The organism is Lysobacter sp. TY2-98 (genome assembly GCF_003367355.1).
GTDB lineage: Bacteria > Pseudomonadota > Gammaproteobacteria > Xanthomonadales > Xanthomonadaceae > Cognatilysobacter.
Genome location: NZ_CP031413.1, coordinates 2,339,431 through 2,360,260 on the forward strand (window position 1 = coordinate 2,339,431; position 20,830 = coordinate 2,360,260).

The window sequence follows — 20,830 nt, forward strand, 5'->3', positions numbered from 1 at the left end:
CGCAGCGACACGGCGTCGCCCTACTCCCGCACGTAGCGCACGTGCGTCGCCGACGAGCCGTTGATCACCTGGTCGATCCGGAAACGCGGTACGGGCTCGCGCAGGTTTTCGAACAGGCGTCGACCGCCACCGAGCAGCACCGGTGCGATCGCGATCTCGAGTTCATCGACCGCGCCGAGATTCAGGTATTGCTGGATGACATCGGCGCCGCCGGAGATGCGGACGTCGCGATCGCCGGCCGAAGCACGGGCCTGTGCAAGTGCGCTTTCCGGGCCGTCGTTGACGAAATGGAATGTCGTGCCGCCGGGTCGCACCCAGGGTTCGCGCTTCTCGTGCGTCAGCACATAGACCGGCGTGTGGAAGGGCGCTTCTTCAGGCCATGAGGCCTCGCCCTGTTCGAACATGCGCTTGCCGAGGATGTTGGCGCCGGTGCGCTCCATCGTGTAGCGGGCCATGTCGTTGACCGGCCCGGTTTCGCCGCCGGGCCCGAACTTCAGGTTCTCGCGAAAGTACGCCGTCTTGAGCAGCCACCCCATGAGCGCACCCCACTTCGCGCCCCAGTCCTTGTAGTCGGGCGTGGTCCAGTGCTGCATGGTCATGCCTTCGGGCGCCATATAGCCATCGAGGCTGAGCCCGATATTCACGAAGACCTTGCTCATTGCTTCTCCCGGCCGTGATGGCGATCCGTTGTCGAAGGCCGAAGCGTACCCACCCATCGGGCGCGACGTCTGCGCACGTCGCGCCCGTAACCTCACGCGCCATGCTGCGATGTGCCCCACGCCCGCTTCGTACAGAGGCGCCGAGGCCAACAATCCGGCACCGTACCGCGAACCTTCGCTGCGTCATCCGGGCCGGCGCAGAGATCGAAGACGCGCCAGTGAAGTCGACTGAGTCAGTAAGACGACGAATCAACACCCCGGCGCTGTAGCAAGCGGTGCGGCGACTTTCGCCCCGGCGCGCAGGATTTATCGCGCGGCGCGGTGAGTCGCCACGCGAGCGAAGTGGTCGCGGACAGCAGGCGACTCGGCGATGCGTTACGCCGGACCGGACACCATGGGGTCGATCAGGCCGCCCTGCTGTCGATGCGGCACATCCATCCCGTCCATCGACTCGTGCGCGGCGCGCAAGTGGGCGATCGTGGATGCATTGCAGTGCGGGTGGATGCGGCAGATGCGCTCGAGCGCGTCGAAGACGAAGTCGCGATCACGCGGCGATGCGAACGCCAGCAGATCCTTGGCGGCGTCGCGGAACATGGCCTGGAATTCGCGATCGGAATGGTCGGTGCGCGGACTGCGCGCGTGCTGCACGGCCGCCAGTGAGAAGTTCTGGAGTTCGGCGTCCAGCGCCGACCGATCCCAATACGCGTTACCCATTCGATGCCATCGCCTGAAAACCACCGGCGCACGCTAGTGACGACGGAGTTACCGCATCGTCAACGTCGCGCGTTCATGTTGATCAAGTCAATTTCATCGGCCGACTCGACGCGGCCGTCGTCGCGAAGTGCGGCCACCATGTCCGCAGTCAGCGGTGCGCGTGCGTGCGTCAGCCGACGGGCCAATCGGCCAAGCGCTGTGCGATGGCCACGGCGATGACCAGCACCGCGGGGCATGCCCAGCCATAGCGCACCGCGATCGACACCGTGCGGCGCGACTCGCTGCGGTGGTCGAACGCGGAGAGCGCCCAGGCGAAGTTGAGGAGCCATCCCGCGCTCACGCTCAAGCCCGCCGCCACATAGCCATTCACATCCTCGGCCGACAGCACAAGGAACAGCGCGATCGGCGCGGCAAGCGCGACGACCAGTACGACGAGCGAAACCGGATTCTTCATTGGGGGACTGACGAAAGCAGGGCGTGTCGGCCGACGGCGCAACGCGCACCGGTGGGGGAAGTGGATGGATCGACGCGCTTCGCTGGCACGATGCGGACACCCGCGCGTGGTCGGCGACGCCGGCATGTCCGCGCGTCGGCACAGCCCCACATCGGCTCGCAGGCGTTTGACTTGAGTGCTTCATGGCGCTTCGGCGCTCGAACGTGCACGCCCCTACTAAATCGTTCACACGCACTGTTCGTGGCGTTCGCGGCAGGTGCTGACACACAGCGCCGCGCCCGTCCACACCGCCCACACGGCCGCCCCGCGACGCTGACACCCCGTTATTCGAGAGCGTTCGCCATGTCCGCCACCGCACGCGGCTTCCTTCTCGGCGTCGTCACTGCGCTGGGCCTCGCCGCATTGGGCGCGGTCGCGTTCGTCCATGCAGGCGCCTACCCGATCGGCGCCGACGTTCCCCACGCGCCGATGACGCTTCGCCTGATCGACACCCTGCGCGATGCGTCGACCGAGCGCGCCGCGCAGTCGGTCACCGTCCCACGCGACCTCGATGACCGCGCAGTGATCGCACAGGGCGCGCACGAATACGCCGAAGAGTGCACGGGCTGCCACCTGGCGCCGGGCATGACCACCAGCGAGCTTCGCGCCGGCCTGTATCCGCAGCCGCCGAACCTCGCGCAGGACGGCATCGACAACGACGCCGAAGCGTTCTGGATCATCAAGCACGGCATCAAGATGAGTGCGATGCCGGCGTGGGGACGCACGCATGACGATCGGACGCTGTGGTCGCTCGTGGCGTTCGTCCGTCAGATGCCGAAGTTGACGCCCGCGCAGTACCACGCACTGGTCGCGTCCCGCGCGCCCGCGGATCACGACGGCAGCTGACTTCCGCTGAGCACACGCGGCAGTGCGCGCCGATGTGACGCGCTGAAACGGCACCTGACACCACGTTGCCCGCAACCCGGGGGCGTGCTTCGCTCGGAAGCCGCTAAATTCAGCGCGCACTGCCAGCAACAGGATCCGCCTCGCGATGAAGCCCTCGGTCCCCGTCCGCGTTGCACTCATCGGGTACGGCTTCGCCGGGCGTACGTTCCATGCACCGCTTATCCACGCGGTGTCCGGGTTGTCGCTGGTGCGGGTCGCGTCGCGGTCGCAGGCGACGGTTCACCGCGATCTGCCCGACGTCGCCGTCGAGCCCGACCCGATGCGCGCGGCGGTGTCGCCCGACGTCGACCTCGTGGTGATCGCGGCGCCGAACGATGCGCACTATCCACTCGCGCGCGCGGCGCTGCAGGCCGGCAAGCACGTCGTCGTCGACAAGCCGATGACACCGCGGCTCGAGGAAGCGACCGACCTGGTGCGACTGGCGCACGCCAACGGCCGTCTGCTGGCGGTCTTTCACAATCGACGGTGGGACAGCGACTTTCTCTCCGTCAGGGAGGCGATACGCAAGGGCGCCGTCGGCGACGTATGGCATCTCGAATCCCGCATCGAACGGTTCCGACCGGAGGTGCGCGACCGTTGGCGCGAACGCCCGGGCCCGGCAGGCGGTCTGTGGTGGGATCTGGGGCCCCACGTCGTCGACCAGGCGCTCGTGCTGCTCGGGTGGCCCGATACGGTGCAGGCGAGCTTCGCGATGCAGCGCGCCGGCGCGTCGACGGATGACTGGGCGCACGTCGTTCTCGGCTTCGGTGAGCGGCGCGCAGTGCTGCATACCAGCATGACGGCCGCGGCATCCGGTGCGCGGTTCGTCGTGCATGGGCGCGCCGGCACGCTGGTCAAGGAGCGAGCCGACCGCCAGGAGTCACAGTTGATCGCAGGGCTTCGCCCTGGCGACGACGACTGGGGCGTGGATCCCGACCCGCTCGTTTGGCACAAGGCGGATGGGTCCATCGAAACCGTGCCGGCCACGCGCGGCGACCAGTCGCAGTTCTACGTCGAGCTGTGCAGCGCACTCGCGGGCGAGCGCGCGAATCCCGTGCCGCCCGACCAGGCAGTCCGCGTCATGCGTGTCCTGGAGGCGGCGATCGAGGCGGCGTCGCAACGGCGAACGGTGGAGCTGCCGCAACTCGACTGAACGCTGCCGCTGCACATTCGACTGGGGGGTTTGATCAAACGTGCTGGCGCGGTGGAGCGCGCCCGGGTATCGGCGACGTCCGCTGTCGACCCAAAGCGGATATCGGCGCCGCTTACAAAGCTGCAGGTCGCTACGTACCCACCGCTTGCAGCGGCGGACCGGCGTGCGCTTGCGGGCGCAACTCTTGCGCGATGCGGCAGGCGTCCATGATCAACACCCGGTCGGCGCTGGCAATGGTCGGGGCGGAAGGCCGAGTTGAGCCGCATCGATTTTCGATCGACCTTTCCCCAGGTGCGCGACGCCGTGTCGAAACGCGGCGTGCACCTGGTCTGCCAACCACGCGATCCCGATGGGATTACGGAATGCATCGGGGATGACCCGAAAAGCTTCGGGCTTTTCCCCACGTGGCGAATCCGGATCGACGCCGCCTTTACCGACGGCACGTTGCTGACGATTGATCAGTCGGCCGACCCGCGTCCGTTCTGAGATGTGCCGTCGACTCTCAGCGACTTGGTGCAACGAGAGGATGCGCTCAACGCTCGAGTCAACGCACGACCACGGGTGTGGACGCCAACTGATCCTCACCAGCGAAGCTCACAGCGTCGTGTGCGCACCGTGGAGACTTTCGCGCTCGAACGCTTGCGGCTCCATCGTCCGCGACATGGACCCCGATGCGCCCATCGCACACGATGCGGGACGCCATTCGTCCACGCCGATGCAATTGAGCCGTGCGAATACACGCTCTATGCCGTCGGGTTGTTCCAGCACCGACGCCGGCACCGAGCCGTCGTCCGGATCGGGGGAGGTCAGGAAGTCGACGACGGCATCCGTGGTCCCGAAGGCATCGCCCAGTGCGCGATGCAGGCGGACCAGCCGCACGCTGCGCTGGCCCATCGGTGATGCGGGGTGGACCAGTTCGCGGCCCGACAACACCGCGTCGGCTTGGTGCGCGTCAATGTCGAGAACGCGTGCGAGCTTCACCGCGTCCAGAGTCATCGTGCGCACCGCCCTCATCAGGTCGTAGGTCAGCAGCTGCGCTGCCGCCCTGCAATCGAAGAAGTCCGCTCGTGCGCCATCCCCCATGCGAGGAAGGTAGACAGCGGCTGTGTGAGCGATGTGTCAAGCGGGCCCATCCGTAAGCGGCCGCGCCTGACGGATTCAGCTCGGTGCGGTTCGACACGCTCGGATGCGTTGCTCCGTTCCCGTTTTGGTACGCCTCGACGCGCCTGCCCGCCCGTGCTGAAGGCTGAACGTGCCAAGGCCGCTTCGCGCCGCGTTGATGGGCCGCTGCCAACTCTGCTTGTCGACGTGCCTCGGAGATCCTGATGAAACCGGCCCTGCTCGCAACCGCCCTGACGTTCACCCTCGCCGCGCTGTGCGGCGTCGCTGACGCGCGCCAACCGTTGCACCTGGTGTCCGATGCGCAGCTCGCGCAGATGGGCCAGGACGAGTTCGCCAAGATGAAGGCGACGCAGAAGATGTCGACCGACACGCGCCAGCAGGCCGCCGTCGCCTGCGTCGTCAATTCGTTGCGCGCCGTGTTGCCCGCGCCCTACTCGTCGCAGCAATGGGAAGCGCGCGTCTTCGTCGACGACACGCCCAACGCGTTCGCGCTGCCGGGCGGCAAGGTCGGCGTGAACACCGGCATGTTCAAGGTCGTGCAGTCGCAGGACGAACTCGCGGCGGTCCTGGGCCATGAGATGGGTCACATCGTCGCGCGTCACACCAATGAGCGCGTGTCGCGCCAGCTCCTCACGCAGACCGGCGTGCAGCTGCTCGGTGCGGTCGCCAGCCATCATGCATCCGCCGCGACCACGCGCGGCCTCGTCAATGTCGCCGGCGCCGGCGGTCAGCTCTTCTTCCTGCTGCCCAACTCACGCACGCAGGAAGCCGAGGCGGACGCGCTCGGCCAGCGCTACATGGCGCAGGCCGGGTTCGACCCTGCGCGCGCGGTGACGCTTTGGCAGCACATGGACAGCATTTCGAAGAGCCGTCCACCGCAGTTCCTGTCGACGCACCCGAACCCCGCCAATCGCCTGCACGACCTCAGCGCGAGCGCGCCGGCCCTGCAACCGGTCGCGGCTGCGGCGCGACGTGCGGGTCGGAATCCGAAGTGCTTCTGACGTCGGGGGTGCTACGGCGGCGCTCGTGACCCGCCGCCGCTAACCCGAACTCGGCGGCGGGGCCTTTTGTTCGATCGATGAAGCGCGGAACCTCATTAATGAGGCTTGAGCTTCATGCGGGAGGCTGCGAGCCTCTTCAGGGGGCTCGGAACCGCGGGGATGAGGCGCGCCACGGGCGCCTACCGAGCGCCCATTGACGAACGGAACGTTGGTGGCCGGCAGCGACAGGCTCGACCTGCAACACTACGCGCCCTCCGCCATCGGCGCGGCGGCGACCGGAGCCCAGTGAAGACACCGCCCAGCCTGCAGACGCTCATCGACGATGGCGTGATCGACGAAGTGTTGCGCCCGCTCAAGAGCGGCAAGGAAGCTGCGGTGTACGTGGTGCGCGCGGGCGACGACGTGCGCTGCGCGAAGGTCTACAAGGACATGGCGCAGCGCAGCTTCAAGCAACGCGTGCAATACCAGGAAGGTCGCAAGGTACGCGGCAGCCGCGAGGCGCGCGCGATCGAAAAGGCCAGCAAGTACGGCAAGAAGCAACAGGAAACCGCCTGGAAGAACACCGAGGTGGACGCGCTGTACCTGCTGCGCGACGCCGGCGTGCGCGTGCCCACGCCCTACGGCTACTTCCATGGCGTGCTGGTGATGGAACTCGTCACCGACGCCGAAGGCTTTTCCGCACCACGACTGGGTGAGGTCGAACTGACGCCGGAGCAGGCACGCGCGTTCCACGTGGTGCTGGTGCGCCAGGTGGTGCGGATGCTGTGCTGCGGGCTGATCCACGGCGATCTGTCCGAATACAACGTGCTGGTCGGCCCCGACGGCCCCGTGATCATCGACTTCCCGCAGGTGGTGAGCGCGGTCGGCAACAACGCCGCGCGCACGATGCTGCTGCGCGACGTGAACAACCTCACCGCGAGTCTGGGGCGCTGGGCACCGGAGCTTCTCGACACGTGGTTCGCCGAAGAGATGTGGGCGTTGTACGAAGCCGGCGAGCTGCAGCCCGACACGCCGCTGACCGGCCGCTTCACCGCCGAGCTTCGCCACGTCGACATCGACAGCGTGCGCGAGGCCATCAACGACGCACGCGAGCTTGCGCTCATCCGCCAACAGGGCCGCGAGGAAGCGCAGTACGACGATTGAGGGCGGATGCTTCGCCGGCCGCCCTCATCGGCGCGGCGTTCCGGGGATGGATTTGCTTCGGTGGGGACGCGTTCTTCGTTCGTGAAGCTAGGAGCCTGATCGTTGAGGTTTGCAGCGTCATGCGAGCGGCTTTCTTGCTTCATCGATGAGTCCCAGAGGCCCCTTCCCTGACGCACTGCCTAGCCCACGAGCACTAGGATCTCGAGAGTCCGATACGTCGTTTCATCGATGAGGCCGCAAGCGTCGGCGGCCGAGGCTTTTTGCGTAAGCGACGACCCTTTTGAGGTGGAAGCCGACCCGGTTTCGCCTCTTAGGAGCCGCGTTGCTCACACGCGCGATCGCCCGGTTTACGCTATGGAACATCGACGCAGACGCCCTAAGACCGGGTGGCCGTCACAGCGACAGGGACTGTCACCATGATCCGAACCGCGCTCGTCTGCGCTGCAACACTTCTTCTGGTTGCCTGCACAGGCACGAACACGCCGTCCGCGCGTGCGCCGCATGCACCATCGCCCGTACCCGCTGCTCCCCATTCCGCTACCGCTACCGCAGCCGCGGCGACGCCGGCCGCATCGATCGAGTCGCTGACCGATTTCGCAAAGCGGATTCGTGTGGAGTGCACACCGAAAGGCCGCGATCTTGCGTGCATCGGTGGAAAGCCGGAGAACGGTGAGATCTACGACGTCGAATTGATGCCGGATTGTGGTCCAGACGGCTACTTCGGTGGTGTCGCGAACGAAGACGGCGCGGAATTGAGAGACGCCCTGCCGCCCAAGGACGAATCGACGCCCGCCGTGCTGGCTGCCGGGCAGCTCGTGTGTATCGAGGCGGTCGGGTCGGCCGGACAGGAGCCGTCCTATTTCTACGTAGCGGCGGTGCCTGCCGGCGATGTTCTGGCATGCCGGGGCAACCCCCTGTGCGTTACGTACGGCGATCGGAAAGCCAACGGCTGGAAGGGCGATGCCACGCAGTGCCACATCGCTTCAAGCGGTTGGCCGGCCGGAGCGTGTCCCCAAGGCTGGGTAGACGGCGAGGACATCGAAGACTTCTCGAATGGGATGTGATGCAGCATCCGCGAAGAAATCAGGAGACATTGAGTGTCGCAGCATCGAATCACTCGTCGTCTATCGGCACGACGACGCGCTGTCGACACCGAATCCCGCCAATCGCCTGCACGACCTTGGCGCAAGGGCGCCAGCGGCAGTCCGTCGCGACTGCAGCGCGCCGCGCGGGCGGAGTCCGACATGTTTCTGAGCGACGCGTGCCCGTAAGTCGAGGATGAGGTTGAGGACCTATGGAGCCCCCCGCCGCACGAGAATCACCCGGGATACGCGAGGGTTAGTTTTCCGAGCGCAGGCACAACATGGCTAGCTAAAGCGTGGGACGAGTGGACTCGCCAACCGGTGCTGATCAAACCTCTGCATGATGCGCCGTAGCGTGTCGTGCGCGGCTTGGTTGCGCCGTCCGCGCGCCGCCCGCGCGCCGGATCGGCCCGGAATCATGTCCAGTAAGGTCGATGCGGTCCTCGGCTAGTGCCCAATGGAAGCGTGCACGTTTCGCTTGCCGTGCCAAACGGGATCCCGTCCCGGACGGTTAAAGCACAGGCGCTCGCATTGGCGCGGACACACGTTGCTGATGTTCCGCGACGGAGGCCAGTCGCCGGTGGACATCCAATGCTTGGTCGCTACTGACCGCTAGCGAGCGTTGGATCGCGGCCTGCGTGTTGACGGTCTCGGTCGTCGAGTTCAACAGTGGAACGTCGCCGGCGGCAGTAAATTGCACCCCGCGAGCGAATCGACCATTCGCACCGATCTCGACGCGATCGATGCGCGTCAGTCCTGCCTGCACAGCCTCAGAGGCCACGACACCGGCCAAAGCGATCGAGTGACGCCCCGTCGTTACGCCCCTTTCCCGCTCGGCGATCATTACGGCGCCGAGCGACTGCTTGTAGAGATCGTGTAGTGGGTGCGTGGAGCTCGCCATGGTCCGGTCCTCAGCTTTCAGAGCTGCACGAGACGCCGCGTCGAGATGTCCCGTCGGATGCAGGCCCTGATCGCGTTGGAACTGCGAGATCGCGTGGTGCGTGTTGCGACCATTGCGCCCGTCAACGTCGAGGGCGCGACCGTCGGCGCCGGTGTAGCCGAGATGCGCTAGCGCGGCCTGAGCCTCCATCAGCCCGCTGTCCTGCGCATGCGGATGACGCCGGGGAGCGCTGTGCGGCGGGTGCTCTGGTCGATGCACGTGAGGGCCTGGGGCTTGCGGCGCTGGCGCCGGTACCCGCGGGTGTGCGTTCGGTGCCAACGTCGCCGCTTCCGCGAGCCCCACCAAGTCCTTGCGCTCTTCATGCGCTCGCCGAAGCAGTCCGTTCCACAACGTTGGCGATTTCGAAAAGAGTTCAGCGTTGTGGCGAATCTTGTAGTCCTGAACCGCCTCCACGATCTGCCGATCGGTCAGCTCGCCGACGTCGACATGCTGACCGTATGCCTCTTTCAGTCCGCGCTCGAAGACTCGCGGTGTCAAAGCCCGCATTTGGACAGCCGTGCTCCAGACACAGTCCTGCACCGCCGGTCCACGGTGGTAGAGATCGATCCCGCGCGCTTGTAGGCGATGCATCTGGTCGCCGTAGTGGCTTCGACCTATGAACTGGTGTTGATCGGCTGCGAAGCCTGGATCGCCATGCGCGACCTCACGCCACTTGTTGTCGAATGCCGGCGAGCCGGGCACCAACCCAGCGAACTTTGCACCGTACTGCGACTGGTTCAGATATTCGCGCAACGTGCCGGCGCGACTCGAGAGCTGGTACTCGCCATAGGAAGCGCCCCCATGGTCGCCCGGCACATGCGCGATGGTCCCGGCGCCGCCGCCGGATGATTCGTAGCGGGCCGACGTGTGGCCGAGGCGCCATGACTGCAACAGCGTTTCCGCATCATGCGTATTCATTGGTCAATCCCTGACTAAATGCTGGTTGATTACCGGCTGAGTTCGTCTGCCCTGGCAGCCATTGCCTCGAGCTCGCACGCGTTCGCTTCGAGTCGCTGGCCTTGGCCTTCCTCGGCAGCATTCCAGCTGCATCTCGCGTCGGTCGCTTTTCGCCACGTCGCCTGCGCTGCACGGGTGGCCGCCGCGTCACTCGTGGCAAGTTTTCGGTCGAGCGCTGATTGCAGCCGCTGCTCCTGATATGTGAACTCGCGACCGATACATGCTTGGGTATCTGGCACAACGCCCGCAGCGTCGTCCACGCACTTCTGGTAATCAGGACGCAAGCCCAGTGTCTCTCCTGACGACGGCGGGGTCGGCGGCGTGGCAGCCGTGTGCGAGGGACCCGACTGCGCAGGAGCGGGGGTAACCTGAGAGGTAGGCGGCGTCGCGGCGCTGCAGCCTGCGAGCAGGGCAAGCCCGACAAAAAAGATAGTGCGCTTCATAGGATTGTTCCGAGTGGCGAAGCATTGCCAGTCGGCGAGTTCACGGAATCATCCTAGTCCCGTCGCGGCGCCATCCTGGTGCGGACTTCAAGTATCTCCACTGGTGACCGGCTCGGCAATCGGTGGGCGCACTCTCCAGCCGACGCAAAAGAATGCGGCTGTGCAATCTTGGGCGCTGTGTGGTTCTGACACGCCACCTCTCAGCCCCGCAACGCATCCATCGCCAACACATACGCCCGCAGCCGTGTGTCGGGATCGAAGGCTTTCCTCGTCACGATGAGTTCGTCGGGCCGACGGCGCTCGACGAGCCTGCTCACCCATGTCGCGACCGTGGCAAAGAACCTGCGACCGAGCACGCGAGTGCGGGCTCGATGCCGACCTCTCCCATCGGCCTGCAGTGGGATGACTCCCTTCTACGCGCCGTGGGATGGCAAGCCGCGGTTCCGCTGCAACGCCTACCACTCTTAGATCGCCGCGCCCACACCACGCGGTGTCGGCCATGCGCGGTCGCGGTGAAACCGCGTTCCTGCTGCTTGCCGTGCGTCACTGCAGAGCTCCCTTGCCGCCGAGCGGTCGGTCGGCGCGCCGCGTTCAGGACAACACTCCGCGCAGCGCCTGGATTCGCTCGTTCGCCGCAAATGGAGATGCACGATGAAGCCGAATACACCCGCATTGCCCGCGCCACCGCTGCGCATCCTCGCGATCACCGCGTGCACGTTGCTTGGACTCGCCGCCGTCGACGGTTGCGCACCCGCGCCGACGCGCGCCACCGATACACCGGGCTCGACCGCATGGGGCGCGATTCCCACCGGCACCCGGCAACCGCTGCCCGGCACCGACCGCGACAAGGACGGCGTGCCCGATGATCGCGAACGCGACCTCGGCAGCAACCCGGAACAGATGGACACCGACCAGGACGGCTACGCCGACGGTGTCGAAGATCGTCTCGCCGAGTTCGGCTTCGACCCGACGAAACCCGACACCGACCGCGACCATGACGGCCTCACCGACGCGCACGAAGCGGAGCTCGGCACCGATCCCGCCTCCGCCGACACCGATGGCGACGGCTGGAGCGATTTCGATGAAGTCATCAATGCCTACTTCGGCTTCGACCCGCACGAGAAAACCGTCGACGCGGACTTCGACGGCCTCGGCGATGCGCTGGAAGAACGCCTGGGTTCATCGCCACGCAAGGTCGACAGCAACGGCGATGGCATCAGCGACTTCCAGGCCTACTCGGCGGACCAGTCGCCCATAGGCAAGCCGCTGAAAGGCCCGCTCGCCGACCTGATGGGGACGACCTACAGCCCGGCGATGGGCGAAGCGCTTGATCGCATCCGCAAAGGCGGGGACTTCCCCGCCGCGCTCGCGAGGCAGTTGCCGTATCCCGATGTCACCGCGCCATTGGTGACGGCGACGACGCCGCGTATCCGGCCCTCCGCCGCGTTGATGCAGCGTGCGCTGTACAACCCGCACAACTCGCCCGGCATCTACAAGACCTATACCGAGATCGAGCAGGAGCTGTCCAAACTCGCGACGACGTATCCGTCGCTGGTGCGGCTGTTTCACTGGACCGGGCAGACGATCGACAACTGCGACGGCAAGCGACGCGTCGGGCGCACGATCTACGCGGTCAAGGTATCCCGCAATCCACAGCAGAACGATCCCGAGCCCGAGGTCGCGTTCCTCGGCGTGCACCACGCGCGCGAGGTGATCACCGCGTACCAGACGATGCGCCTGCTGCATGCATTGACCGACGGCTACGGCAGCGACAGCACGATCACCAAACTGGTGGACTCGCGCGAGGTCTGGGTGATCCCGGTGGTCAACCCCAACGGCTACGACCGCGCGGTCGCCAACCAGTTCGACTGGCGCAAGAACACCCGCCTGGTCGAAGGGCAGAAGCGCTGCGGCATCGACCTCAACCGCAACTACGCGTTCGGACATCCGTCGACGTTCACGCAGGCGCAGCGCGCGTCGCTGCCCGACATGGGCATGAGCGGCGTCGATGCCGCCGGTAATCTCGTACCCGACTACGACACCTACCCTGGCCCCTCAGCGTTCTCCGAAGTGGAGACACAGGCCGTGCGTGGACTCGCGCACAGCCAGTTCCTGACGCGCAACAAGCGCGAGGTCGACGGCCTGGTCTGCATGCTGTCGTGGCACAGCTACGGCGGCGTGGTCGGGCACCCGATGGGCCACGTCGCGGTGCCGCCGGCGACCAACCTCAACCCGCCCGACGTCGCACCGTTCGACAAACTGACCAAGGCGATGGCCACCGCGGCCAGCTACACCGACGTGCAGGACGACTACGCCACGGTCGGCGTCGTCGACGGCTGCGCAACGCCGCATTACATGGTCTACGGCGATTCCAACGACTGGTTCTACAAGGACGGCCACACGTTCGGCACGCTGATCGAGGAGTTCTCGTCGCCGGAGCGCGGCAGCTGCCCGACCGGCCCGATCCAGAACGACTTCAATCCGCAGACCGCGGCGCTACGGGACGCCGTGGCCGACACCAACGTCAAGGCGGCGATCGCGATGTTGAAGACGTGTCCGCCGTGACGTGATCGCACGCGTCATCGCTACAGCAAAAGGCCCCGTCTCCGGGGCCTTTTCTGTGGTGCGTGAGTACTGCGATGCGAAGGCGTTCGGTTTCGCTGCGGTGCCCGTGCCGGTGTGAGATGAGTCGACGCGCCACGCAGCAACGGGAGTGCGCCCACTACGCGTCTGTTCCTGGCGCGCGTCTCTTCAGCCCCGCAACGCCTCCATCGCTAACGCATACGACAGCAGTCGCGCATCGGGATCGAAGATGTTCGCGGTAACGATCAGCTGATCCGGTTGATGAGGTTCGGCGAACGCATTCACCCGTGTGGTAAGCGTCGATAGCGAACCCACCGACGAGCGCGACGTCGAGCCGAATGCTTCGCCTGCTTCACGAACCCGGCAGTTTCGCGGCCAGAACGTCGACCTTTTCGATGGACGGTGGTGTTGAAAAGAGTTCGCCGGCTTGCGCCATGAGCGCAGCGGCAACCTTGCCCGATAAATGCGCCTGACGACCGGCCTCGTCGGGGAAGGCGTCGAAAATGCCGTAGGTCGACGGCCCCAGGCGAATGCCGAACCATGCGGTGGTCGCCGGCTCCGCCTGCACCAGTGGAAGGCCGCTCAGCAGGAACTGCTCGACGTCCTTCTCTTTTCCGGGCTTGGCTTCCAAGCGGACGAACAGAGCTACGTTGACCATGGCGCGCCTCCTCTGATGGGGGAGCCGCCGACCTTACGCCCCTCTTCCGTGAAGGCCGACATGCATCCGGTCGCTTGTGCAGGCGGATCAGACTTGGCGCCTCAACGCCCCACGGTCACGGCCTCGACTGCGCATGTGCGCTCCCACCGTCGGCGTGCGCTTCGCCGGACGCCCGTTCGCGTCGCTAGCACGTCAGCCTCGCAACGCCTCCATCGCCAACGCATACGACCGCAGCCGTGCATCGGGATCGAAGATGTTCGCGGTGACGATCAGTTCGTCGGGTTGATGGCGTTCGACGAACGCATCCACCCACGCCTTCACTGTCGACGGCGAGCCCACCGCCGAGCACGACAGCGCTTGATCGATGCCCGCCTTCTCCATCGGATTGCAGAAGGTGGCGAGGTCGTCCGCCGACGCCAGCGGGGGCGGCACGAGGCCCGGTCTGCCGCGACGCAGGTTGACGAACGCCTGCTGCTGCGTGGTGAACAGGCGTCGCGCTTCGTCGTCGGTGTCGGCGCAGACGATGTTGATCGCGAGCATCACGTGGGGTGACGCGAGCCTTGCCGACGGCTCGAAGCGCGCGCGGTAGACGCGCAGTGCGTCCTCGAGCGCGGCGGGTGCGAAGTGCGACGCAAAGGCGTAGCGCAGGCCGAGCTTGGCCGCGAGCTGCGCGCCGAACAGGCTCGACCCCAGGATCCACGGCTCGACCTCCACGCCGCTGCCGGGCACCGCCTGCACGGCCTGCCCCGGCTGCACCGGCTCGAAGTAGCTCAGCAGCTCGATGACGTCGGCCGGGAACTCGTCCGCACCCGCGTAGTAGCGGCGCAGCGCGCGCGTCGCCGGCGCGTCCGTGCCGGGCGCGCGCCCCAGGCCGAGATCGATGCGGCCGGGGTAAAGCGTGGCGAGCGTGCCGAACTGCTCGGCGACCTGCAGCGGCGCATGGTTCGGCAGCATCACGCCGCCGGCGCCCACGCGGATTGTCGACGTCGCGCCCGCCACGTACCCGATCAGCACCGCGGTCGCCGCGCTGGCGATGCCCGGCATGTTGTGGTGTTCGGCGAGCCAGTAGCGGCGGTAGCCGAGCTGCTCGGCATGGCGCGCCAGATCGCGCATGTGCGCGAACGCCTGCGCGACGTCGCGACCCTCACCGACGGGCGCGAGGTCGAGAACGGAAAGGGGAATCATGGACGCTCGATGGTGTGACCTGCGGACAGTGTCCCCCTGCGCGTGGACGCGCAGGTCAACGGCAGTGGGTTGGTGCGTTTGACGCAGGCCGAGTCGATGCGACCAAGCGAGAGCGCGAAACGGGCCGGTCGCCAATGCGTCGGTCCAGCCGAGCGAGCGGACAGGACACGAGCGACGAGTCGGGCGCCGAGCGAAATGCAGGCCAACTCCGGTGCGACGCCCGCCCCACGTCGACGCTAGCCGATGAAGCGGACCACCGACAGCAGCCGTTTGCGGTGTTCGTTCCGCGCCTTGCGTACCGCCCGTCGAAAGCGCCTTCGTTCACTGCCGCGCAGCCCGGTCAGCTGTGGTGCGCTTGCCATGAGGACGTTTTCGTCCTGGATGCGTCCAAGCTGCTCGGCCACGCACTCGGACAGGGTCTCGGCAGGTACGGGGATGCCTAGCGCGATGCACGCGTCGTACTGCTGCAGCAGGCGGCGCAGTCGACGTCGCCACGTGTGCAGTTTCTTCGGCGACGGATCAGCCAATGCGGCGCGGCGCGCATCCGCGACCTGGCCGCGTGTCGCGGTCAGCGCGGCCTGGATGTCGGCATCCACGACATCGTTCCACGGCAACGCCGCGATGCCGGCCGAAACGAATGCGACACGCTCACGTGCCGCGACCACGCGCGCGATCGACCTTGCGTCGCATTCCAGTCGTGCACGCGTGCGCTTCATGCTGCGGCGCGCGATCTTGAGCGCGTGCCGCGCTTTGCCGCTCGCACCACGTGCCAGCGTCTTCAGTGCGCCGACCTGCGCGTTCGCATCCCGCAGATCCGATAACTGGTCGTTGGCGCGCTTGAGCTGATCCAGCGCAATCGCCACGCTCGGAGTCGGGCGTCGCCAACACAGCAGCAGCGCCGCCCGCGCACGGCGCACCGCCTTCCGCCCCTGATGGATGCCGCGCCGGGACTCGCGGCTAGCGAGCTCGAGCGCGGGTAGCGCAAAACACAACTGATCGGATACGTACCGTTGGAACCGCTTTCCGACCGGGTCGTCGTGCGCGCTCATTCGACGAGCTTCGCCTACGCGTCTTGAAGAATGCGTCTAGCTGCGTCCCGAAGCGGAATCCAACTCCATATCGAGTGGGAAATGGAACCTGACCCCGTTTCGTTCACGGGCGAGGTCGGCGTCAAGGATGGTCAGCATCGGAAAATGCACTCTGACCCCTGTTTCCGGCGCCGGGGAACGATGCACACAGGCGCTGGACGCTCTCGATATCCATGCCGTGGATTCTGCGGTATGGAGCAAGAGCCTGCGTCATAGCGACGCAACGCTCGATCCACTGGCTCACTCACCAACTATCTTGGAAATGGAACCTGACCCCGTTTCCCGCGTTAACGCGGAGTCGACCTTTCGCGACCGCCCGAGAAAGACGACTCCGACCCCTGTTTTGCGAGAAGCGTCATGGTCTTCTGCATGGCATCCTCCGGTGAGGTCGTCACGATAGCGGGCGATCGGCTGCGAGGGCGCGCCGGCGGGTGATCGAGCGCGCTAGTTCGCCATGTGGGAAATGAAACCGCACTCCATTTGGTTAGCCTTTCAGTCTGGAATTCCGACCACCACTTCCTCATTGGTGAACCAGTCCTGGCCAATGACGTAGTCGCGAACCCGCGCCACATCGCTCGTATAAGCGACAAGTGCCAAGCTTCTTCGCGCCCGACTGCACGTGACGTAGAAGAGCCGTCTCGTGCTCTCTACTGTCGCGCCTGCTGTCTTACCGCCGAAGAGGTCTTCGTATTTGAATAGGAAGCCTCTTGCTTCGGCATCGTCCATGACAACCATCACGCGGTCGAACTCCAAACCTTTCACACCCTGATGTGTGTCGAAATGTGCCTGCCCGCCTAAGTATTCTGAGAACGGTGCAACTTGGGAAAACGGCGCATCCAGAAACTTCTGGATCGCCTCAGCCTGCTCTGATTGGCGATCCTCAGGATCGTCATTATTCTCACGCCCCACCGGTGACTCCGTTGGCGCGTCAGCGATTGCGCCCTTAAGGGCATCGGGAATCTCCAGAAGTCCGCTCTTCGCTACGCATAGCAAAACGTCGCGGAGCTTCGGCGATTGAGATGAGTGGCAAAGCTCAACCAATTGGCCGACTGCTGCGTTCGCCGCCTGCAACTGCCCCTCACCTGCGGCAGCACGAAGTGCATTTCGAGAGATAAGAGGCGAATAGTTCTTTACTAGGCGCGCCAAGCCGAAAGCATCTCCGCCGACTTTGGCGTTAACAATCGGCAGCACCTGCTCAGAGAAAAAACGAAGAATCGGCAGTTTCCCGTCGAGAAAACTGGTTCGCCAACTATTGACCTGATAGAGCGGCGAAAACATCTCCAAGAAGCCCATGCGCGCCGCCGCCATGCGATGTTCTAGGGTGAGAGTCTTGACGGACTTCGGGTCGCGCCACATTTCATCGTCCGCAATCTCGGCCATTCGGCGCGCAACCGCTGCTTCGGCCGCCGCCTTATCGGCGTGATCCCTAGGCATTAGAAACAAGCGAACGACGCCTTCTGTAGCCCCGGACCACGCCTGCTGCTCTTGGCCGTCAGCGGTGCTCCGTATGCGGTTAATAAGCGTCACGACGCGGCGGGGACAGCGATAGTTGAGCTTCTTGCCGGACGTCATCCAGTCGGAGGGGAGGCTTTCCCCGAGCCCATCTTTCCCGTCACTATAAATGCGCTGCATCATGTCGCCGATCAGGCCCAACATGAATTTCTTCTTCTGTGCAGCCTGGACAGCAAATAGCGAATCGACGAGATCTTTGTTCGTATCTTGGCTCTCGTCGATCAGAAGGATCGGATATCGCCCAACGAGAATGCTTTGCATCGCTGGCTTTTCGCGTAGAAAGTCTGCAGTAATCCTTAAGACTTCCGAGTGATTCAGAGCGTCCCGACCACGATTGTCGCTTGTCGGGCTATATACGAAGCGCTTGATATTTGGCAAGTCATTGAGCCGTCTAGTTTTCGATGCGATCTTCCGGAGACGCTCATTGGAGGCTTTGGTACCTTTCCTTCCCTTCGCTTCCTCTGCCGCAAGGCGATCGATGTCTGCCGCCAAGTCGACACTTAGCCATGTGCGGATGTCGTTGCTTAGGCCATCAATCAACGACCACGCGAAGCTATGGATCGTTCGGACGTCAATCAACGGGTCGAATAAAAGTCGCCGCTTGATTTCGTCGCTCGCCGCGTTCGTAAAAGTTATGACTGCAACACGTTGGCCGCGCGACCTAAGCTGCCCTCCCAAAGTCGTCTTGATGTATTCAAGTGCCGTTACAAGCGAACGCGTCTTTCCTGATCCGGCACCCGCAAACAGGAAGAAACTGCGCGGAGCCTCAAGATTTAGGCAGCCCGCAATTTGTGCATCTACGTGGTCATCCGCGGCGTCAAGCTCAGCTAGGACGACGCTCACGCGGTGGCTCCTTGTTCCGTGGGGACGGCATCGTTAGCTGCGTCCTGTTGAAGGATTGCAACCATCTTTCCATCCACTTGATCGTCTTTCCGTCGCAGCTGCTCGGCTAGCCAAAGCAAGCCACGGTCAATGTATGCGGGCACTGTCAGGGCATCGATTTCCTGGGTATGAAGCAGATCCATAGCCAACTCGGCTTTACCACCTTTACTCAGCGCATTTGCCAACCTTTCCGCGAGCTTCGCGGCACTTTCGTAGGATCCCAATGCATCGCGGAATCGCGCAATCAAGCCGGTTCCCTCTAAGTCCCTGAATGCGTCTACGTTTTCGTAGATGAGTGCATCTTCGAACGTGTTTGCGAGCGCCTCGACTGTCGTGCCGGGCTCGAATGTCGCTTGGATTGGCTGTTGGTACGCCACACGAATTCCGCAGCCAGCTGAGCCATAGGCGATGAGCTCTGCGGGCGCCTTGTCGAGCAACGAGTCGAGGGAATCCTCCTTAGGAATCCACGTCTTGAGTGTCTCGTTGCGTGCTCGAAGTCCTGCATTCCTGCACGGAGGCACGGCTCGGTTATCCGCGTCCTTAGCGTCAATATCGGTCACGATCAGGGCATGGATGCCAAGCTGCTCAAGCAACGGCCTCAGACGGTGAGCGTGGCTGCCGCCTATCTCTAGCCACGTTATGTACGCGCGCCTCAGGTACTCGTATTCAGCCCTCGTCCTAACAAAGTGCGGGAGAAGAATTCGCTCCGCGGGACCTTCAACCAGAATTGCAGCGTCAGCAAAAAAGAGATCGCAATGAGTCACTTTGAGGTACCGCTTAACAAAGCGCGCGGTTTCATCCTCGTGCCCAAATACTCTTGAGAGATTGACCACTGAAGAGATAGGAATTGAGCCTGCGGCTTCTTTTACGGGCAGGCGCCTGAAATATCTCAGCGAAGCGAAATCCGCCTCGTGTGCCAAGTGGCTTGAATGTGTGCTGACGACGAGTTGCGTTCTAAGTGCCTCCGCATCTCCGAGGTCACTGTGCTTGCGCAGGACACCATAGGCCTGTGTGATAAATACTTGCTGTACCTGAGCGTGAAGATGTGCCTCCGGCTCTTCGATCAGCACAAGGTGCAGCGGAGGAATTTGGGCCTCATCGTTAGCGACAGACTTGGCTGCCCGCCCCACGCGCATCCACTTGTCGCGGAAGCTCATGAGCGCGAAGACAATGGATACAAGGTTCTGGTACCCAAGCCCGTTAGATTCTTCGGGCAAACGATGGCCGTAGCCACTGACGGCCAGATAGGTAGGCACCTCGTACTGCACCGCCGAAGCATGATTGAGGCCATCAACCGGCTTGATGTTGGTCGATAACGTGAGCTTGGGGTCCGTTACACCGGGATAGCCGATTTGTTCCAACTCTTGCAGCGCGCTCGCAAAGGATGTTGCGAGTCTCTTCCCGAATTCGGACTGCGCTTGGTGGAGCGCCTGCAGTGCCTCTAGGTCTTTTGGTTCGGGGTCCTCAAAGGGGTCGAGGTGTTGCGCGTAATACGCCCGAAGCTGGCTGGATAGCTTTCTGCCGCTTCGAGTCGGTAACTCGCGCTCTTCGTCGCCATCTTTCGATGGTTTCGGCGCGAATCCAAAACCGCGCTGAGCGCTGATCTCGTCGATCCGAATTAGGCCTTTGAAAGGGTCACCTTCAATCGGCTCGGCTCCGTCCGCGAGAAGCTGCGGAGACGCAATACCGCCTACGGGATCCACAAGCTTGGCCGGATCCAATAGATAGGCGCGGACCTCGAACGTTGATCGAAGTCGCTTGGATAGAAAGTCCATCATGGATCGCGGCCAAAGGGCGAACGCGCCGTGTTCCGCGTCCGTCGAAGCGCTGGCGATGGCGCCTGCGGATTGAGCAGCCTTCATGACGGCGGCGGCGGCCGTTCGAGCAGCTAGGTATTCCGCCTTGAGCGCCTCTACGTCCTTGGGCTCGTATCGCAGCCGAACTCCGATATAGGAGCCGTTCCAGTCCAAGGTGGGCAAGAGCTTCTGCACGTAGTGAAGCTGCTCGATCGGCACGCTGAGCCAAACGTCGAGATGTGGCAACACGCTGGCCCACTCACCGTCATCTTGGCTGTCAGCAGACTCCCAAGCCGCTGCGGCCGCGTCGAATTTCGCCCAGTGACACAACGTTAGATCGTTGATTGAGAAGTTATCGCGCTCGATCAGAAAACGACGTAACGCAACCATCGCTGAGGTCTTTCCGCTGTTGTTCGCTCCCACGAATACCGTCGTCCTTTCAGCGAAATCTATGCGGACGGACTGCAGTTTTCGAAAGTTGCCCACTTCGACGTATTGAATGTGCATGGCTCACCCGTACGGACCTGCATTCAA

At 64.2% G+C, this 20,830-nt stretch carries 17 protein-coding genes; 7 read left to right on the plus strand and 10 right to left on the minus strand.

Annotated elements, in window-relative coordinates:
- Positions 1-20: 20 nt before the first annotated feature.
- From DWG18_RS11385 to DWG18_RS11395, 3 genes are all read right to left on the minus strand, one after another.
- Complete coding sequence (locus DWG18_RS11385; RefSeq protein ID WP_115647298.1) at positions 21-659, minus strand: dihydrofolate reductase family protein; 639 nt, start codon at positions 657-659, stop codon at positions 21-23.
- 375 nt (positions 660-1,034) lie between these two features.
- On the minus strand, positions 1,035-1,373 hold the full coding sequence (locus tag DWG18_RS11390) for a hypothetical protein (protein ID WP_115647299.1): 339 nt from the start codon (positions 1,371-1,373) through the stop codon (positions 1,035-1,037).
- Positions 1,374-1,542: 169 nt separating this feature from the next.
- On the minus strand, positions 1,543-1,827 hold the full coding sequence (locus tag DWG18_RS11395) for a hypothetical protein (protein ID WP_115647300.1): 285 nt from the start codon (positions 1,825-1,827) through the stop codon (positions 1,543-1,545).
- Between the two features lie 342 nt (positions 1,828-2,169).
- On the opposite strand from DWG18_RS11395, the gene DWG18_RS11400 reads away from it, so the two are divergent.
- The 3 genes from DWG18_RS11400 to DWG18_RS11410 all read left to right on the plus strand — a co-directional run bounded on the left by DWG18_RS11400 (position 2,170) and on the right by DWG18_RS11410 (position 4,390).
- Positions 2,170-2,712 (plus strand): cytochrome c, encoded by a 543-nt coding sequence (locus DWG18_RS11400; RefSeq protein WP_115647301.1) that lies wholly within the window; start codon positions 2,170-2,172, stop codon positions 2,710-2,712.
- A 145-nt stretch (positions 2,713-2,857) separates the two neighbouring features.
- Positions 2,858-3,904 (plus strand): oxidoreductase, encoded by a 1,047-nt coding sequence (locus tag DWG18_RS11405; protein WP_115647302.1) that lies wholly within the window; start codon positions 2,858-2,860, stop codon positions 3,902-3,904.
- Positions 3,905-4,159: 255 nt separating this feature from the next.
- Positions 4,160-4,390 carry a hypothetical protein gene (locus DWG18_RS11410; protein ID WP_162823816.1) on the plus strand — a complete coding sequence of 77 codons (231 nt, stop codon included), beginning with the start codon at positions 4,160-4,162 and terminating at the stop codon, positions 4,388-4,390.
- A gap of 108 nt (positions 4,391-4,498) precedes the next feature.
- On the opposite strand, the gene DWG18_RS11415 is transcribed toward DWG18_RS11410, so the two are convergent.
- A complete protein-coding gene (locus DWG18_RS11415; protein ID WP_115647304.1) occupies positions 4,499-4,987 on the minus strand; it encodes a hypothetical protein in 489 nt (162 codons plus the stop codon).
- Between the two features lie 242 nt (positions 4,988-5,229).
- On the opposite strand from DWG18_RS11415, the gene DWG18_RS11420 reads away from it, so the two are divergent.
- The 3 genes from DWG18_RS11420 to DWG18_RS11430 all read left to right on the plus strand — a co-directional run bounded on the left by DWG18_RS11420 (position 5,230) and on the right by DWG18_RS11430 (position 8,234).
- Positions 5,230-6,027, plus strand: a complete 798-nt coding sequence (locus DWG18_RS11420) for a M48 family metallopeptidase (protein ID WP_115647305.1) — start codon at positions 5,230-5,232, stop codon at positions 6,025-6,027.
- 285 nt (positions 6,028-6,312) lie between these two features.
- On the plus strand, positions 6,313-7,170 hold the full coding sequence (locus DWG18_RS11425) for a PA4780 family RIO1-like protein kinase (RefSeq protein WP_115647306.1): 858 nt from the start codon (positions 6,313-6,315) through the stop codon (positions 7,168-7,170).
- Positions 7,171-7,586: 416 nt separating this feature from the next.
- Complete coding sequence (locus DWG18_RS11430) at positions 7,587-8,234, plus strand: hypothetical protein (RefSeq protein WP_162823817.1); 648 nt, start codon at positions 7,587-7,589, stop codon at positions 8,232-8,234.
- 529 nt (positions 8,235-8,763) lie between these two features.
- Here DWG18_RS11430 and DWG18_RS11435 read toward each other — a convergent pair.
- Positions 8,764-10,110 carry a peptidoglycan-binding domain-containing protein gene (locus DWG18_RS11435; RefSeq protein ID WP_115647308.1) on the minus strand — a complete coding sequence of 449 codons (1,347 nt, stop codon included), beginning with the start codon at positions 10,108-10,110 and terminating at the stop codon, positions 8,764-8,766.
- A 1,133-nt stretch (positions 10,111-11,243) separates the two neighbouring features.
- On the opposite strand from DWG18_RS11435, the gene DWG18_RS11445 reads away from it, so the two are divergent.
- A complete protein-coding gene (locus DWG18_RS11445) occupies positions 11,244-13,157 on the plus strand; it encodes a M14 family zinc carboxypeptidase (RefSeq protein WP_115647310.1) in 1,914 nt (637 codons plus the stop codon).
- 370 nt (positions 13,158-13,527) lie between these two features.
- Here DWG18_RS11445 and DWG18_RS11450 read toward each other — a convergent pair whose 3' ends face one another.
- The 5 genes from DWG18_RS11450 to DWG18_RS11470 all read right to left on the minus strand — a co-directional run bounded on the left by DWG18_RS11450 (position 13,528) and on the right by DWG18_RS11470 (position 20,803).
- Positions 13,528-13,833 (minus strand): antibiotic biosynthesis monooxygenase, encoded by a 306-nt coding sequence (locus tag DWG18_RS11450; RefSeq protein WP_115647311.1) that lies wholly within the window; start codon positions 13,831-13,833, stop codon positions 13,528-13,530.
- 192 nt (positions 13,834-14,025) lie between these two features.
- Entirely contained in the window at positions 14,026-15,018 is a 993-nt protein-coding gene (locus DWG18_RS11455) for an LLM class flavin-dependent oxidoreductase (protein WP_115647312.1), read from the minus strand.
- Positions 15,019-15,254: 236 nt separating this feature from the next.
- Positions 15,255-16,067 (minus strand): CHAD domain-containing protein, encoded by an 813-nt coding sequence (locus DWG18_RS11460; protein ID WP_115647313.1) that lies wholly within the window; start codon positions 16,065-16,067, stop codon positions 15,255-15,257.
- Positions 16,068-16,598: 531 nt separating this feature from the next.
- The gene (locus DWG18_RS11465; protein WP_115647314.1) at positions 16,599-18,461 is read right to left on the minus strand and encodes a UvrD-helicase domain-containing protein; all 1,863 of its coding nucleotides are present in this window, start codon (positions 18,459-18,461) and stop codon (positions 16,599-16,601) included.
- Positions 18,458-20,803, minus strand: coding sequence for an AAA family ATPase (locus DWG18_RS11470; protein ID WP_115647315.1), 2,346 nt, complete (start codon positions 20,801-20,803; stop codon positions 18,458-18,460). Before DWG18_RS11470 ends, DWG18_RS11465 begins: the two co-directional genes overlap by 4 nt.
- Positions 20,804-20,830 lie beyond the last annotated feature (27 nt).

What these genes read in the sequence shown, in the direction of transcription:
- DWG18_RS11385 (WP_115647298.1), bottom strand. Translation starts at nt 659, where the DNA reads ATGAGCAAGGTCTTCGTGAATATCGGGCTCAGCCTCGATGGCTATATG.
- DWG18_RS11405 (WP_115647302.1), top strand. Translation starts at nt 2,858, where the DNA reads ATGAAGCCCTCGGTCCCCGTCCGCGTTGCACTCATCGGGTACGGCTTC.
- DWG18_RS11450 (WP_115647311.1), bottom strand. Translation starts at nt 13,833, where the DNA reads ATGGTCAACGTAGCTCTGTTCGTCCGCTTGGAAGCCAAGCCCGGAAAA.
- DWG18_RS11445 (WP_115647310.1), top strand. Translation starts at nt 11,244, where the DNA reads ATGAAGCCGAATACACCCGCATTGCCCGCGCCACCGCTGCGCATCCTC.
- DWG18_RS11395 (WP_115647300.1), bottom strand. Translation starts at nt 1,827, where the DNA reads ATGAAGAATCCGGTTTCGCTCGTCGTACTGGTCGTCGCGCTTGCCGCG.
- DWG18_RS11430 (WP_162823817.1), top strand. Translation starts at nt 7,587, where the DNA reads ATGATCCGAACCGCGCTCGTCTGCGCTGCAACACTTCTTCTGGTTGCC.
- DWG18_RS11435 (WP_115647308.1), bottom strand. Translation starts at nt 10,110, where the DNA reads ATGAATACGCATGATGCGGAAACGCTGTTGCAGTCATGGCGCCTCGGC.
- DWG18_RS11420 (WP_115647305.1), top strand. Translation starts at nt 5,230, where the DNA reads ATGAAACCGGCCCTGCTCGCAACCGCCCTGACGTTCACCCTCGCCGCG.
- DWG18_RS11390 (WP_115647299.1), bottom strand. Translation starts at nt 1,373, where the DNA reads ATGGGTAACGCGTATTGGGATCGGTCGGCGCTGGACGCCGAACTCCAG.
- DWG18_RS11460 (WP_115647313.1), bottom strand. Translation starts at nt 16,067, where the DNA reads ATGAGCGCGCACGACGACCCGGTCGGAAAGCGGTTCCAACGGTACGTA.
- DWG18_RS11400 (WP_115647301.1), top strand. Translation starts at nt 2,170, where the DNA reads ATGTCCGCCACCGCACGCGGCTTCCTTCTCGGCGTCGTCACTGCGCTG.
- DWG18_RS11470 (WP_115647315.1), bottom strand. Translation starts at nt 20,803, where the DNA reads ATGCACATTCAATACGTCGAAGTGGGCAACTTTCGAAAACTGCAGTCC.
- DWG18_RS11455 (WP_115647312.1), bottom strand. Translation starts at nt 15,018, where the DNA reads ATGATTCCCCTTTCCGTTCTCGACCTCGCGCCCGTCGGTGAGGGTCGC.
- DWG18_RS11415 (WP_115647304.1), bottom strand. Translation starts at nt 4,987, where the DNA reads ATGGGGGATGGCGCACGAGCGGACTTCTTCGATTGCAGGGCGGCAGCG.